Genomic DNA, 13,930 nt, shown 5'->3' with positions numbered 1-13,930 from the left:
CGTACCGTGTCGATGTTCGCAAATTTGGGTCGAGGGGCCGAAGTGGCCGTAGCGCGAAGCGCTTTCGCGGTCCATCAAGTGCTCGACACCACTGTGCTGCACTTGCGCCGGATTGCCGGGGCAGTGTCCGAGACACTGACCCGGGTGACGCGCGAAGCGCGAGATTTGGCATGGGACTACCAGGACATGGCTGCTGACTTGCACAACTTCGCCGTCGACGAGCGTTCGCGCGCCAATCCCAATAAACGCCATAGTGATTCACTGGCTGAGGTGGTCGAGCTTCCGCTCGGAAACAACCGGCGCGCGAACAGAGTCCGGTCCCGTTAGCTTCCTGGGCATAGTGGCCCTCATCACGGATAGTTCTGGCCGAACACATATGGAACTTCCCGGCCGCCCGCACCGACTACTCCATCGGTGAAATTCATGCGGCCGACTAGGTGGACTCCGGTGGAAAATCAAGCAGTCAGACGCGCAGTGGTGACCGATGCGCCACAGCAGCGCGAAGAGGCAATCGCCTCGATGCCGCGCGGCGGCCCCGACGCTTCTTGGCTGGATCGTCGACTGCAGACACAGGCGCTGGAGTACCTCGACCGCGACGATGTGTCCGATGAAGTCAAACAGAGAGTCATCCGGACGCTGGACCGCATCGGAACATTGAGCAAGCAGCACGAGAAGTACGCGCGCGCCGCACTTTCCGTGGTATCCGATGTGCCCAACCCGCGGATTCTCGAGCTTGGCGCTGGTCATGGCAAGCTGTCCGAACAGATTCTGATGATGCACCCCACCGCGACCGTCACGGTCAGCGATCTGGACCCGACGTCATTGGCCAATATCACTGCAGGGCCGCTCGGAGATCACCCCCGCGCAGTGGCCCAACTGATTGACGCCACTGAGATAGACGCCGCCGACCAGAGCTACGACCTGGTCGTGTTCGCGTTGGCATTTCACCATCTGCCGCCAGTGATCGCCTGCCGGGCGATTGCGGAGGCCACCCGAGTGGGAAGGCGCTTCCTGGTCGTTGATCTCAAGCGCCGCAATCCCTTTGCAGTGCTGCTGACCACAGTGGTGATGCTGCCGATCAACGCACTGTTCTGGCTGTGGCCGGCGACGCGACCGGCTGTGCACGACGGCTTCATCAGCGCACTGCGCGCCTACAGCTTGTCGGCGCTTAGGGCGCTCGGCCGCGCCGCTGATCCCAGTCTGCGGCTCGACCAGTTAGCTCCGCCGACGCGATTCGGACCGCCACTGACCAGTGTCGTGTACTCCCGCGCGAGGAGTGAAAGCGCGCGTTAGCAAGCGAGCTCATCATTCACGGCGGTAACTCACGTTGCGACCGAGCGCAGGAATGCCTCGGTGAAAACTTCACAACACTCGTCCAGTGCCGGCAGCGCGAGGTCGGCTCCTTGGCGAGCCGAGCCTGCCCGCAACATGCAATGCACCGAAATCGGGCTGATTAGTTGTTGAATGAGCAGCGCGCGAGGGAGGTCGCGAATCCGACCCGCGTCCACTTCCCGCTCCAGCCACCGATCCAAGGTGCTGAGCATGAGCAGCGCACCCTGGTCTGCGAGCACCCGCGCACTTGAATCCGCCGGGCGAGCCAACGCGTCGGCGAGAACGGCGACGACCACCCGGGGCTGCTGAAGCAACACCTCGGCGAACCACTGATAGATCCGGAGCACCGTGCCCCTCAGGTCAGCAGGTGAGCCGGAAACGACATCGTCGATGTCAAGGCTGGGCATGTACCTGTCGTAGACAGCCTGCAACAGCTCCTCGCGACCGGCGAAGACGGCATACAGGCTGTGCACCGAGCAGTCCGCGCGGGCGGCAACCGCTTCAAATGATGCCGCCCCAACCCCTTCCTCGCTGATCAGCGCGGCAGCAGCAGCAACGGCGCGCAGCCGCACAGGAGGTCGCCCGCCGGGATCGACTCCGGAGTCGCGGACCGCGTCATCCAGGGGTCTACGCGTTCCACCGAGCTGACGCAGCAAAGTGCTACGAGATACTCCCAACGCGTGCGCGATGACGACGATCGGCACATCAGCTACATCTCTTCCTAGACGTTCGGCCGAAGCCAACGTGGCCTGGACGACATCTGCCGGCACCGCGTTTTCCCGCCGCGACCTACGTCGTGACATAGCAATAAACCTGCTTTGTATATGAATTTCAAGTGTGACTAGACCACTAGTTCATTCGGTCTGTAACGTTACCGCCTACCGGGCCTGCACCGATAGGTAGGCCACCACAACGAGAGGCATGGATGGTCGGCTTTCCGATACCCGCGCCGATCATCACGGCTGCGATGCCGTCGCGTTGAGCGTGCCTAAGACGCTGGCGCAGCGATTGGGCCGCCTGCTCGAGACCGTCACCCGGCAGAGCGGCAACCTGCCCGAAACGTCCTACGGCTCATGGATTTTGGGCACTCCGGCGGAGAGTCAACAGCGTCGCCGGGTACGCCTGCAACTGATACTGACCGTCTTTGTGGTGTCGGCGAATCTGATCGCCATCGGCGTGGTGATGGTGCTGGTGACCGTGGCGATTCCCGAACCCAATGTCCTTGCGCCGGGTGCACGCTGGATCACAGTGCTCGCCGCGCCGGCATATATCGGTGTCGCCGTTGTGGTGGGCTGGATTTGGGCCACCAAACGCATCATCCATGATCTGCGCTGGGCCATCGAAGAGAAGCCGCCCACCCCCGAAGACCAGCGCAACACCTTCCTGGCACCGTGGCGATTGACCCTGATTCCCGTCGTCCTCTGGGCAATCGGCACCATCATGTTCGCCACGCTCTACGGTCGGGTGGACTCGAACTACATCCCCAAGATGGTGTTTGGCATCAGTTTCTCCGGGATCGTGGTATCGGCCAGTTGTTACTTCGTCGCGGAGTTCGCGTTGCGGCCGGTGGCCGCGCAAGCCTTGCAGGCCGGTCGCGCGCCGGAACGGTCGGGCCCCGGTGTGATGGGCCGCGCCGTGGCGTCGTGGCTGCTGGGCTCCGGTGTGCCGGTCATCGGGATCGCACTGGCCGCGGTGTTCACCTTGTCGCGTCGCAACATGACGCTGTCCCAGTTCGGCGTCGCAGTGCTGCTGTTGGCAGTCGCGGCGTTCGTGTTCGGCTTCTTCCTGATTCTGGTGGCCGCATGGCTCACCGCTACTCCGGTGCGCACCGTACGGGCCGCGCTGGAACGCGTCGAAGAAGGTGACTTCGGCTGCCAGTTGCAAGTGTTCGACGGCACCGAATTGGGGGAATTGCAACGCGGGTTCAACCGAATGGTCGAGGGGTTGCGCCAACGCGAACGCATCCGCGACCTGTTCGGCCGCCACGTCGGACGGGAAGTCGCCGCCGCCGCGGAGAACCAGGAGATCGAGCTGGGCGGCGAGGAACGCCACGTGGCAATCCTTTTCGTCGATATCATCGGCTCTACCGAGTTGGTCGCCGAGCGTGCGCCCACCGAGGTCGTCGATCTCCTCAACCGCTTCTTCACCGTCATCATCGACGAGGTCAACGCCCGCAGAGGGCTGATCAACAAGTTCGAGGGTGACGCGACCCTGGCCATCTTCGGCGCGCCAGTCCCCGCGCAATCACCAGAGACGGATGCCCTGGCCGCTGCTCGCAGCATCGCGCAGCGGCTCGTCGACGAGGTACCGGAATGTCCCGCCGGCGTCGGTATCGCCGCCGGCACTGTGGTGGCCGGCAACGTCGGCGCATACGAACGTTTCGAGTACACGGTGATCGGTGATCCGGTCAACGAGGCTGCCCGGTTGTGCGAGTTGGCCAAATCGACTCCATCGCACGTCCTGGCTTCGGCGGTTGCGGTCCGCGCCAGCGATTCTCAGGAACAGGGCTGCTGGGAATTCGGCGAGGAAACCAAGCTTCGGGGGCGGACCAAACCGACCCTACTGGCGAGCCCAAGACAGGCGGCGAAGCCAACCCACCAACCCAACGACGCCGACTAAGGAAGGCCACCCGATGCCCGACACCTCAGAACCGCAGCAGGACAACATCAGTCGCCACGTCAAGGTCGCCGTCATCGGAAGTGGATTCTCCGGTCTGGGCGCCGCGATCCGGCTGGCCGAGTCGGGCCACAACGACTTCCTGGTCTTCGAACGCGGCAGCGAAGTCGGCGGTACCTGGCGCGACAACACCTATCCCGGAGCCGCGTGCGACGTCCCGTCCCACTTGTACTCCTATTCCTTTGCGCCGAACCCGGATTGGACACGCTCGTTTTCCACCCAGCCCGAGATCCAGGACTACCTCCGGCGGGTCGCGCGCGACGCCGGGGTCTTGGACCGCCATGTTTTCAACTGTGAAGTAACCAACGCACGGTGGCAGCGCGATCACCTCCGGTGGGAACTCACCACTAGCCGCGGCGCCGTCACCGCAGACGTCCTGGTGGCCGCGTTCGGAGCGCTGGCCGAACCGAAGCTCCCACCCATAGCCGGCATCGAAGACTTCACCGGTGAGCTTTTCCACTCGGCGCGCTGGAACCACGACGCGGATCTGTCGGGGAAGCGGGTAGCAGTGATCGGAACCGGCGCCTCCGGGATCCAGATCATTCCGGCAATCGTGGACACGGTCAGCCATATGGACGTCTACCAGCGCACCGCACCTTGGCTGCTGCCCCGCTTCGATCGCCCCTTCACCGCCGCCGAGCGGTGGCTATTTCGCCGAGTTCCCGCCCTCATGCGGCTGGCCCGCGCCGGTATCTACCTTGCTCGTGAGACTCAGGTGGTCGGTCTGGCCAAAGCCCCTCGGTTCATGCTCCCCTTCGAGCTCATCTCCCGGAGCAAGATCCGGTTCGAGATCAAGGACCCGGAGTTGCGCAAGAAGGTGACCCCCAACTTCCGCATCGGGTGCAAGCGAATGCTGATCGCCAACGATTACTATCCCGCCCTTGACCGGGAACACGTCGAGGTGGTCACTGACGGCATCGCCGAGATCCGCGCCGACGCGATCGTGACCGAGGACGGCACGGCTCGACCGGTTGACGCCATCGTGATCGCCACCGGGTTCCACGTCACCGATTCACCGATGTTCCAGAGGATATGCGGCGTCGACGGGCACAGTCTCAGCGACACCTTCGCCGAACAGGGGATGCGTGCTTACAAAGGCGCCACCATGACCAACTTCCCGAACATGTTCGTTTTGGTCGGGCCCAACACCGGACTCGGCCACACATCGATGGTGTACATGATCGAATCGCAGCTCAACTACCTCATCGATGCGCTGAATGTCATGCAAGACAGAGTTTTACGTACTGTCGAAGTAAAGCCAGAGGTTCTCGACGCCTATCACGCCGAGCTGCAGGACAAGCTTGCCGGGTCGGTGTGGATGACCGGTGGTTGCGGAAGTTGGTATCTGGATGCCCACGGCAACAACACGACGTTGTGGCCTGACTTCACTTTCCGCTTCCGTCGACAAACCAAACGCTTCGATGTGGCTTCCTACGACACGACAACACCCGCCAGCCACGCCTCCGCGCGCCGAACGGCAGGCGAATAATCGAGGAGCGGGATGTGATCCGTGCCAGCTCAGCAAAGCGAAAACTCAATGCATCCTGTTTTGGTCGCATACCTCGCTTCACGTGACCGGTGATCATGAACTGGAAGTGGCCGTAGTTTCCGACCAAGGCTGCTGCTTCTAATTCGGGTGATTGGCGTCGTGTCGGCACTCGAAGTGCGGGGCCGAGGGGTCGCATTCGGATGTGACCAAAAATTGGTGGCAGCCCGACCGCGGGCCTACGCGTCGCTGATACCCGGCTCTGCGGGCCAAATTCGGCCGCAATCAATCCAGACGACAATCGGCGCATTGGCCGGATTTTCCGGACGGGAACTTGCCGGCGATCTCGATGGCTCCGGGCACCTTCATGGTGCTGCGATTGGGTCTTGAGGGATGGCGCGTGTTGGGCGGCCGATTGGTCCGACGAAGTCCCAAACGCATGCTTTGGCGGTCGCATCTCTTGCACCTGCTCGCCGCGCTGCATGTGGTGTCATCAAAGCCGCCATCGCCCTTGGACGCCGCCACTCAACCCCACCATGCGGGCATTACTTGTAGTGGCATTACAGTTTTGCTATGGTGTTACAACTATGAACTTGAGATCGGCTACCGAGACCCGGCGAAACCGGCGCAAGGCCCGCACCGCGGGCGCGATCCTGGAGGCCGCCGAACGCCTCTTTCTGACCCGCGGCTATCACGCGACTACCGTCGAACAACTCGCCGAGGAAGCGGATGTCGCGGTCGGATCCTTGTATGGGCACTTTGGCGGCAAGGAAGGCATCTACGCCGCGTTGATCGAGCGTGCGCTGGAGCTTGACCAGCGCTACTGCGACCAGGGGTGGGCCAGCGGCGGTGAGGACCCGATTGGTCGCCTGGTCGGGCTCGCCGACGGATACTTGCGGTTTGCGAGCGAAAACGTCGGTTACTTCCGCATCTTTCGTTTTCCACCTCCTGACGCGCCGACCGACGGGCCGGTCGGTTCCGCCGCCGAGCGAGTGACCGAGCGCATCCGGTCCGAGACCGAGCGCATGGCCGGAGCGATCGCGGAGGCCATCGAGGCCCGGGTCATGCGTGACGTCGATCCGCGGCGCGCCGCGGTGTTCCTGTGGGCGGCCTGGGATGGGGTGATCGCGGCCCACCTGCTGCCCGGCAACATGGGGCTTACCGAATTGGAGTTCGAACAGGTGCTATCGCTCGGTCGCCAGGTGCTCACCCTGGGCCTGCTGGACCCGCAGGGCGGTGTCGAATGATCGAGCGCGTCCCGGTGAACGGCGACTACGGCCAGGCGGCAGAGCCGACCTGGCGGCGTGCCGATTGGTCGGAGCGTGAACGCGACGCCGTTGTCGGCGGTCGCCGGCTTCGCTACGTCGACACGGTCCACGGCGATCGCGCATTCGTCCTGGTGCACGGGATGGGCGGCCGCTGGCAGCATTGGCTCGAGGCGATCCCGACCCTTGCCAAGCACGGTCGGGTGCTCGCCTTGGACTTACCGGGGTTCGGCCGAAGCGAATCGCCTGCAGCCGGCGCATCCCTCGACAATTTTGCCGACGCCGCGGCTGAGGTCGTCACCAGCCTGGACATCGAGCGCGTCGTGTTCGTCGGTCACTCGATGGGCGGCCCGGTAGCGCTGCGCTTCGCCGCCCGTCATCCGGCGCTGGCCGAGGGCATCGTGCTTGTCGCCGGGGCGGTATTGCAATTCAGTGCAATGCTCGGCCTGCGCGGGGTGCGGCGGTTCGTTCGCGAGCGTCCGCGGGAGACTGCGGCAATCGCGTTGGAAATCGCGACGGCGGGGCTGCCGGCGCCAGCACCGCTCCGCCGCCTCGTCGTGCGATCGCCCGCCCTGCGTCGCGTCTTCTTGTCGCCCTATGTCCTCGACCCGCTGGCCCTGCCAGACGACTCCGTGGCGCTGATCGTCGACGGCGCCGGCGCCCGCGGTGTCTTCCCGACCGTGCGGGCGATCGGGCGCTCAAATCCCCGCCAGGGGTTGGCCGATGTGCGTTGCCCGATTCTTTCGCTGGCCGCCGAACACGACCGGATCGCCCCACTGGCCGATACCGAGGCGCTCGACGCCGAGCTATCCGGCGCGCGGACCGTTGTATTGGAGGGTTGCGGTCACATGCCGATGCTGGAACGCCCGACGGCGTTCAACGCCCAGCTTGTTCGGTTCGCGGAGGAGATCGGATGACCGCGGATCTGCGCGTCGCAGCGGTTCAGCTCGAGCCCGTCCTGGGCGACGTGGAGGCGAATCTCGACCGGGCCGAGCGGCTCGCCCGGCGCGCCGCCGACGAGGGAGCCGAGGTGATCGTCTTGCCCGAATTCTTCACCACCGGCATGGCCTTCGTGGCGCAGGTGGGCGGCGGCGCGCTGCCCGAAGACGGTCCGGCCACCGAGATGCTCACCCGAGTCGCGTCCGACAAGCGGGTGCTGGTTGGCGGCTCCTTTCTGTGCTGCGGGCCCGACGGCGACGTCCGCAACGCCTTCCTGCTCGCCGGCCCCGATGGGTTAATCGGCCGTCACGACAAGGACCTGCCGACCATGTGGGAAAATTATTTCTATATCGGCGGAGATGACCCGGGCATAATCGAGGCGCCCAGCGGCCTCAGGATTGGCGTCGCCCTCTGCTGGGAAATGATGCGCAGCCAGACCGTGCACCGGCTCCGCGGTAGCGTCGACCTGGTCCTCGCCGGGTCCGGGTGGTGGAGCATCCCACACTGGCGGCCTCGTGCAGTGTTTCGGCGCTGGGAAGCTGTTAACCGGGAGCGAGCGCGCCGCAGCGTGCTCGACTTCGCTCCGCTCATCGGAGCCCCCGTCGCGCATGCCTCGCTGTGCGGGCCGATCGCCTGCCCACTACCTGGGATGCCGGGACGCTACCGCGGCGAATACGAAGGCCCCAGCGTGATCTGCGACCGCGACGGCGACGTGCTCGCCGAGCGGCCGGCACAGTCCGGCCCCGGGGTGACGGCCGCCACGGTGCCCACCGGCGCCGCCAACCCCTCGCGGGAGCCCGGCCAGAACTTCTGGCTTCGCCCGCGTGGCTCGCTGCCCGCGTTCGCCTGGGCCTATCAGGGCTGGCTCGGTCGCCGCGCCTACGCCAGTAATTTGCGAGTCCCCAAACGGGCCACGGGCCCACAGACGGTTCGGAGGTGGAACGCATGACCCGCGCAAGCACAAACGAGACGCTCGTTCTGTCCGGCCTGGTGGAACTCGCAGCCGGGGCGCTGACTGGATGGCCCTACGCGCTCGCCATCGCCGACAGCGAGCGGGCGCGCCGTCTCGGGATCCGCTCGACGCCGCGCCTGCGCCAGTGGCATCTCGATTTGATCGCGCTCGGTGCGCTCTCCGTGCTGGTCGGCGCCGCGGTGCCCGATCTGCCGCGCAGCGTCGCCTGGCCATTGGCCGCCGGGTGCTGGACGAACGCGAACGCCTTCGGCGTGCTCGCCTTCCGTCCCGACGCCGCCGAGACGACCGCCTACCGCACGGCAGTGGCGGCGTCATTCACCGCCGTTAGCTGGGGCTCCACTTCCCTTGCGGCGCTCGCCCTTCGACGCCGCCGGCCAAGTGCACGGCGTAACAGGCGAGAACTTCGCGTCAACTTCGCGACCGCCGAAGGCTGAAGTCAACCGCAACCGAAGCCGCCACCAAAGCCCTGGACCTGGCCACGGGTGTCGGCTCCGGTCGAAAAGTGAGCAGGTAGTTCCGGTCGAAAAGTGAGCACCCTTCTGATTGGAGAGTGATCACTGTGGAGGATTGGGCGGAGATTCGCCGGCTGTATCGGTCGGAGAAGCTGTCGCAGGCTGCGATCGCGCGGCGGCTGGGTCTGTCGCGGAACACCGTGGCCAAGGCGCTGCGCTCGGAGGCGCCACCGCGCTATGAACGCAAGCCGGCGGTGATGTCGGGGTGGGCCCAGGTCGAGATGGCGGTGCGGGTGCTGTTGGGGCAGTTTCCGACGATGCCGACGACGGTGATCGCGCAGCGGGTGGGTTGGACTGGCGGGCACTCGTGGTTCGCCGAGAACGTTGCGCGGATCCGCCCGGAGTACACCCCGGTCGATCCGTGCGATCGGCTGGTGCATCTGCCCGGTGAGCAGGTGCAGTGCGATCTGTGGTTTCCTGGCCAGCTGGTTCCCGATCACGCTGGGGTATTGCGGTCGTTTCCGGTGCTGGTGATGGTCGCTGCGTACTCGCGGTTCATCGCCGCGATGATGATCCCGTCACGGGTGACCGGGGATCTGTTGGCCGGGATGTGGCAGTTGATCGCCGGGAACATCGGTGGTGTGCCACGGACTCTGTTGTGGGACAACGAGGCCGGTATCGGTCGGCGCGGCCGTTTGGCTGAGGGGGTGGCCGGGTTCTGTGGTGTGCTGGGCACCCGCTTGATTCAGGCCCGGCCCTATGATCCGGAGACCAAGGGTCTGGTCGAGCGGGTCAACGGTTACCTTGAGACGTCGTTTCTGCCGGGCAGGATGTTCACCTGCGCAGCCGATTTCAACGCCCAATTGTGGGACTGGTTGATCTCGATCGCCAACCGCCGCGTGCACGCCAGCACCCGGCTGGTCCCTGCCGAGGCCTTGGCGGCGGACCGGGCGGCGATGGCCATACTTCCGCCGGTGGCTCCGGCGGTCGGGACGACGATCACGACGCGGTTGGGTCGCGACTACTACGTCGGCGTCGGCGGCAACGCCTACTCGGTGAACCCGGAGGTGATCGGGCGGATGATCACGGTGGCCGCCGGCCTGGATCGGATCACCGTCCGCTGTGGTGACCGGCTGGTCGCTGATCATGAACGGCTCTGGGGCACAGCCGGATTGGTCACCGATCCGCAGCATCTGGCGGCTGCGGCGGTGCTGCGCGAGCAGTTCCGGACCCGGCCAGCCAAGGGAGCTCACCTGCAGGTAGATGTCGAGATCGCCGACCTGAGTGCTTATGACGCACACTTCGGGACCGGGGAGGTCGCCTGATGGCCACCACGAAACGCAGCCCCTCGGCGCCGGGTGAGGCCGACAAGCTGATCGCCCACCAAGCTCGTCTGCTCAAGGCGCCGCGGATCGCCGCGCACTACCACCGGCTAGCTGAACAAGGCCGTGAAGCGAACTGGTCGCTGGAGGACTACCTCGGCGCCGTCTTGGCAGTGGAGTCCAATGCCCGTGCTGAATCCGGTGCCCGTCAACGCATCCGGTATGCCGGATTCCCAGCGATCAAGACGATCACCGACTTCGACTTCACCGCCCAACCCGGCATCGACCGCGCCCAGATCGCCCGCCTGGAAGCCGGCGGCTGGCTGGCCGAAGCCCGCAACATCGTGCTGCTCGGCCCGCCGGGCACCGGTAAAACGCATCTGGCCACGGCCCTGGCAATCGCGGCCGCCCACACCGGGCACCGGGTTGCGTTCGCCCCGGCCACCGGCTGGATCACCCGCCTGGCCGAAGCGCACCGCACCAACCGCCTCGACGCCGAGTTGCGCAAAATCTCCCGCTACGGGCTCATCGTCATCGACGAGGTCGGCTACATCCCCTTCGACACCGAAGCGGCCAACCTGTTCTTCCAACTGGTCTCCACCCGATACGAGAAATCGTCGATCATCCTGACCTCCAACCTGCCGTTCTCCCGATGGGGACAGGTCTTCGGCGAAGCCACCATCGCCTCAGCCATGATCGATCGGATCGTGCACCACGCCGACGTCATCGCCCTCAAAGGCGCCAGCTACCGCATCAAACACACCGCGATCGAATCCCTACCCTCCGTGGAAGCCGATCGTCAGGCAGACTCAACCCCGTAAACCTGCTCACTTTTCAACCGGAGCAGGCTGCTCAGAATTCAACCGGAGCCGACACACGGGGACTATGGTGACGAAGGGTAGGGGCCATCACGGCGGCGGACATAGCGGTGGCGGTCAATGTCAGGGCCAGCTGAGCCCAGTGCGGGCTGAAACATGATCGGCCGCGCCCGTGCTCCACGGGGTTTTGTCGCAGTCGCCGGATCTGCGCCTTCAGCCCGTCGGCTGAAGCGCGCGGGTCGCGCGGCAACCCCGGGTGTGTGCTGGGCCAAGCCTGAATCGTAGGAATTGGGGCTCGGAAGAACTCATAGGGCTCCCGTCGAGGCGGTGTGCCCCAATGCATGATCGGCTTCGCGGCTAACTGCGCGGCGGCTTCAATAAGTTGCCCGCATGGACGTGATTTAAAGTGGCGCGACTCGGGCGCACTTGCGCGGCGCTCACACGTAGCACCGGTGTCGACCTGACCTGTCATCAGCAGACGGTCAAGACTCCGCAAGTAAGCACCTGTCTGCTTGACGCTCTGCCGCCCAGCACCAGCCCGGCCGCCTGGGCGGCCGGGCTGAGCGGGGCCTGCTAGGTAGCTGGCGGGTTCGCTATCAGCATGTAGAAAGCCTGTTGATGCCGAACTGGTTGAGCATCAGGACCTGGCTGGGCCGGTCGAAGCCTCGAAACCGGGTCAGGATATTCCTCATGCGGCTGCGATCAGTGCGGGGTTGACGACGGTGCTGGTGCGAGTCCAGGAGGTCACCACCTGCTGGGTGGGGTCAGTGATGACGGCGGGCTCGGCGACGGGTTGCCAGTCCAGCAGCTGGTGTTGGTGGCAGTAGTCGTCGTTGTAGATGGTGTCGAAGTAGCGTTGCGGCCCGTCGGGAAATACCGCGGCGATGCGGGTGTCCTGCGGGAAGGTGCGCGCGGCCCAGCCCGCGACCAGCGCCACGGCCCCCACGCTCCAGCCGCCGCTCGCGAAGTTGCTGGCCGCCAGGGTGCGGCACGCCCACACCGACTCCTGCGGGGCCACCCAGTGCACCTCGTCGAAGGCGGCGTAGTCGATGTTGCGCGGATAGATGCTCGAGCCCAGCCCGCGCATCAACCGGCTGGCCACCGGTTGACCGAAAATGGTCGAGCCGATGGTGTCGACCCCGATCAGCTTCATCGCCGGGTTGAACTCGCGCAGCACCCGCGCCACCCCGGCCGAATGCCCGCCGGTGCCTACCGAGCACACCAGCACATCGACCCCGCCGAGCTGATCCAGCAGCTCCAACGCCAACGACCGGTAACCGGTGATGTTGTCGGGGTTGCTGTACTGGTCGGGGCACCAGGAGCCGGGGTGGGCTGCCAACAGCTGGGCGACCCGGTCTTTACGGGCTTGTTGCCAGCCTCCCACCGGGTGCGGCTCGGTGACTAGCTCGACATCGGCGCCGTAGGCGGCCAGCATGTGACGCACGATCGGCTCCATGCCGGTGTCGGTGACCACGGTGACCGGATGCCCATAGGCCTGGCCGGCCAACGCCAGCCCCAACCCCAGGCTGCCGCTGGTGGATTCCACGATGCGCGCTCCGGGAGCTAATTCGCCGCGGGCGCGGGCGGCTTCGACCATGTGCATGGCCGGGCGGTCTTTCATGCTGCCGCCAGGATTGAATCCTTCCAGCTTGGCCCAAAACCCGCGTCCGGGCGGGGCAAACGGCGCCTCAATGCGCAGCACCGGTGTGTGGCCCACCATCGCGCCGGGGCGCCGATAGGTGTCGGTGCCGGCTCGGGCGCACTCACGTGGTTGCACAACTTTCAGCGCCGGGATCGGGTGAACATAGTTATCGAAGGACAAAACATCGGTCATGAGAGTCGTCGCTTTCTTGCGAACGCCGCGATCAGTGCGGCACTTGACAGGGATCAGCGAACACCGGCCGCTGGCACACACGTGCTGCGAACGGCCTGGCGCTGACCAGTCAGCGACGAGATAAGCAGAACCGCGTCAAGACATCTTGACCGGTAAGATAGACGGCTGGGCCGCGCGGTGGGCCGCGCCCAGCGGGCACCCCCAATCCGGCCAGCCACCCCCCGAGAGCAACGGCCACCGCCACCCCGAGCACCACCAACGCATCCAGCGCGGTGGCCGAGCGCGGCATCACGGCGGTCATCAACCGCTCCGGGTGAGCCGAAGAACCCTTATCGAAATGCGGCAGTTCCATTGTCGCGGCGAAGCCGCCATGTGAGGACATCAGCGACGCTTGGGCGGGCTGCTGCACGGGGGAGTCCGAATGCCCCGTCACGTGGTGCGCGCCGATAACCAACAGCCAGCCCGCCAACCACACCGCAGCCATCACCGCCACCACGACCCGTAGCCGCGGCGTCGCCGTCGCTCCGCCCCACCTCATAACAGCCCCGAGTCTAACCGCGCGGCCGCGTAAAGTCCGAGGAGCGGACCTTGGCTGTGTCCAACTCGTGACCCCTCAGCGCACAATGACGCACAACGCACCACGCACCCCACCGACAACCGGCTCAGAACGTGGAAAACAGGCATAGCTGTAGCATACCCCCTACTGGTATGTGCTAACCGTCGGCGTCGCCGGTTCAATGCTCAAAAGACGACTGACATCCCGCACGCCCTGACCGCGCGGCGGCCAACACGATCAATGACCCTCAGTGAGATCGCTTGGCGGCACCGCGCGA

At 65.4% G+C, this 13,930-nt stretch carries 13 protein-coding genes; 10 read left to right on the top strand and 3 right to left on the bottom strand.

Translation table 11 applies throughout. The features are described 5' to 3' along the window. The first annotated feature begins 42 nt into the window (after positions 1-42). Together I2456_RS01045 and I2456_RS01040 are read left to right on the top strand one after the other, a co-directional pair. Positions 43-327, top strand: coding sequence for a hypothetical protein (locus I2456_RS01045; protein ID WP_085073781.1), 285 nt, complete (start codon positions 43-45; stop codon positions 325-327). Positions 328-519: 192 nt separating this feature from the next. Continuing rightward, entirely contained in the window at positions 520-1,293 is a 774-nt protein-coding gene (locus tag I2456_RS01040; protein WP_241008038.1) for a class I SAM-dependent methyltransferase, read from the top strand. A 29-nt stretch (positions 1,294-1,322) separates the two neighbouring features. Here I2456_RS01040 and I2456_RS01035 read toward each other — a convergent pair whose 3' ends face one another. Beyond that, a complete protein-coding gene (locus tag I2456_RS01035; RefSeq protein WP_068029985.1) occupies positions 1,323-2,135 on the bottom strand; it encodes a TetR/AcrR family transcriptional regulator in 813 nt (270 codons plus the stop codon). A 175-nt stretch (positions 2,136-2,310) separates the two neighbouring features. Here I2456_RS01035 and I2456_RS01030 point away from each other — a divergent pair, with 175 nt between their 5' ends. The 8 genes from I2456_RS01030 to istB all read left to right on the top strand — a co-directional run bounded on the left by I2456_RS01030 (position 2,311) and on the right by istB (position 11,266). Beyond that, positions 2,311-3,951, top strand: coding sequence for an adenylate/guanylate cyclase domain-containing protein (locus tag I2456_RS01030; protein ID WP_085073913.1), 1,641 nt, complete (start codon positions 2,311-2,313; stop codon positions 3,949-3,951). A 13-nt stretch (positions 3,952-3,964) separates the two neighbouring features. Then, positions 3,965-5,497, top strand: a complete 1,533-nt coding sequence (locus I2456_RS01025; protein WP_085073780.1) for a flavin-containing monooxygenase — start codon at positions 3,965-3,967, stop codon at positions 5,495-5,497. A 590-nt stretch (positions 5,498-6,087) separates the two neighbouring features. Then, a complete protein-coding gene (locus I2456_RS01020) occupies positions 6,088-6,741 on the top strand; it encodes a TetR/AcrR family transcriptional regulator (RefSeq protein WP_371869898.1) in 654 nt (217 codons plus the stop codon). Next, the gene (locus tag I2456_RS01015; RefSeq protein WP_085073778.1) at positions 6,738-7,676 is read left to right on the top strand and encodes an alpha/beta fold hydrolase; all 939 of its coding nucleotides are present in this window, start codon (positions 6,738-6,740) and stop codon (positions 7,674-7,676) included. The genes I2456_RS01020 and I2456_RS01015 overlap by 4 nt, the downstream gene beginning before the upstream one ends. Then, entirely contained in the window at positions 7,673-8,647 is a 975-nt protein-coding gene (locus tag I2456_RS01010; protein WP_085073777.1) for a carbon-nitrogen hydrolase family protein, read from the top strand. The genes I2456_RS01015 and I2456_RS01010 overlap by 4 nt, the downstream gene beginning before the upstream one ends. Then, entirely contained in the window at positions 8,644-9,105 is a 462-nt protein-coding gene (locus I2456_RS01005; protein ID WP_241007833.1) for a hypothetical protein, read from the top strand. The genes I2456_RS01010 and I2456_RS01005 overlap by 4 nt, the downstream gene beginning before the upstream one ends. Positions 9,106-9,230: 125 nt before the next feature. Continuing rightward, complete coding sequence (istA, locus tag I2456_RS01000; RefSeq protein ID WP_085073774.1) at positions 9,231-10,448, top strand: IS21 family transposase; 1,218 nt, start codon at positions 9,231-9,233, stop codon at positions 10,446-10,448. Next, positions 10,448-11,266 carry an IS21-like element ISMyma9 family helper ATPase IstB gene (istB, locus tag I2456_RS00995; RefSeq protein WP_085073773.1) on the top strand — a complete coding sequence of 273 codons (819 nt, stop codon included), beginning with the start codon at positions 10,448-10,450 and terminating at the stop codon, positions 11,264-11,266. The genes istA and istB overlap by 1 nt, the downstream gene beginning before the upstream one ends. 685 nt (positions 11,267-11,951) lie before the next feature. On the opposite strand, the gene I2456_RS00990 is transcribed toward istB, so the two are convergent. Both I2456_RS00990 and lpqS read right to left on the bottom strand, forming a co-directional pair. Continuing rightward, positions 11,952-13,097 carry a PLP-dependent cysteine synthase family protein gene (locus tag I2456_RS00990; protein ID WP_139822969.1) on the bottom strand — a complete coding sequence of 382 codons (1,146 nt, stop codon included), beginning with the start codon at positions 13,095-13,097 and terminating at the stop codon, positions 11,952-11,954. Positions 13,098-13,206: 109 nt separating this feature from the next. Continuing rightward, positions 13,207-13,635: a putative copper homeostasis (lipo)protein LpqS gene (lpqS, locus tag I2456_RS00985; protein WP_139822970.1), complete on the bottom strand. Its 429-nt coding sequence runs from the start codon at positions 13,633-13,635 to the stop codon at positions 13,207-13,209. Between the last annotated feature and the right edge of the window lie 295 nt (positions 13,636-13,930).

It is taken from the genome of Mycobacterium kubicae (assembly GCF_015689175.1).
Classification (GTDB): Bacteria; Actinomycetota; Actinomycetes; order Mycobacteriales; family Mycobacteriaceae; genus Mycobacterium; species Mycobacterium kubicae.
Note: the sequence above shows the minus strand (reverse complement) of the source record. Positions and strands in the feature narration are given on the sequence as shown.

Bases quoted from the DNA above. Each gene is read 5' to 3' on its own strand.
- I2456_RS01040 (WP_241008038.1), top strand. From the start codon at position 520: ATGCCGCGCGGCGGCCCCGACGCTTCTTGGCTGGATCGTCGACTGCAG.
- I2456_RS01035 (WP_068029985.1), bottom strand. From the start codon at position 2,135: ATGTCACGACGTAGGTCGCGGCGGGAAAACGCGGTGCCGGCAGATGTC.
- I2456_RS01025 (WP_085073780.1), top strand. From the start codon at position 3,965: ATGCCCGACACCTCAGAACCGCAGCAGGACAACATCAGTCGCCACGTC.
- I2456_RS01015 (WP_085073778.1), top strand. From the start codon at position 6,738: ATGATCGAGCGCGTCCCGGTGAACGGCGACTACGGCCAGGCGGCAGAG.
- I2456_RS01010 (WP_085073777.1), top strand. From the start codon at position 7,673: ATGACCGCGGATCTGCGCGTCGCAGCGGTTCAGCTCGAGCCCGTCCTG.
- I2456_RS01005 (WP_241007833.1), top strand. From the start codon at position 8,644: ATGACCCGCGCAAGCACAAACGAGACGCTCGTTCTGTCCGGCCTGGTG.
- istB (WP_085073773.1), top strand. From the start codon at position 10,448: ATGGCCACCACGAAACGCAGCCCCTCGGCGCCGGGTGAGGCCGACAAG.
- I2456_RS00990 (WP_139822969.1), bottom strand. From the start codon at position 13,097: ATGACCGATGTTTTGTCCTTCGATAACTATGTTCACCCGATCCCGGCG.
- lpqS (WP_139822970.1), bottom strand. From the start codon at position 13,635: ATGAGGTGGGGCGGAGCGACGGCGACGCCGCGGCTACGGGTCGTGGTG.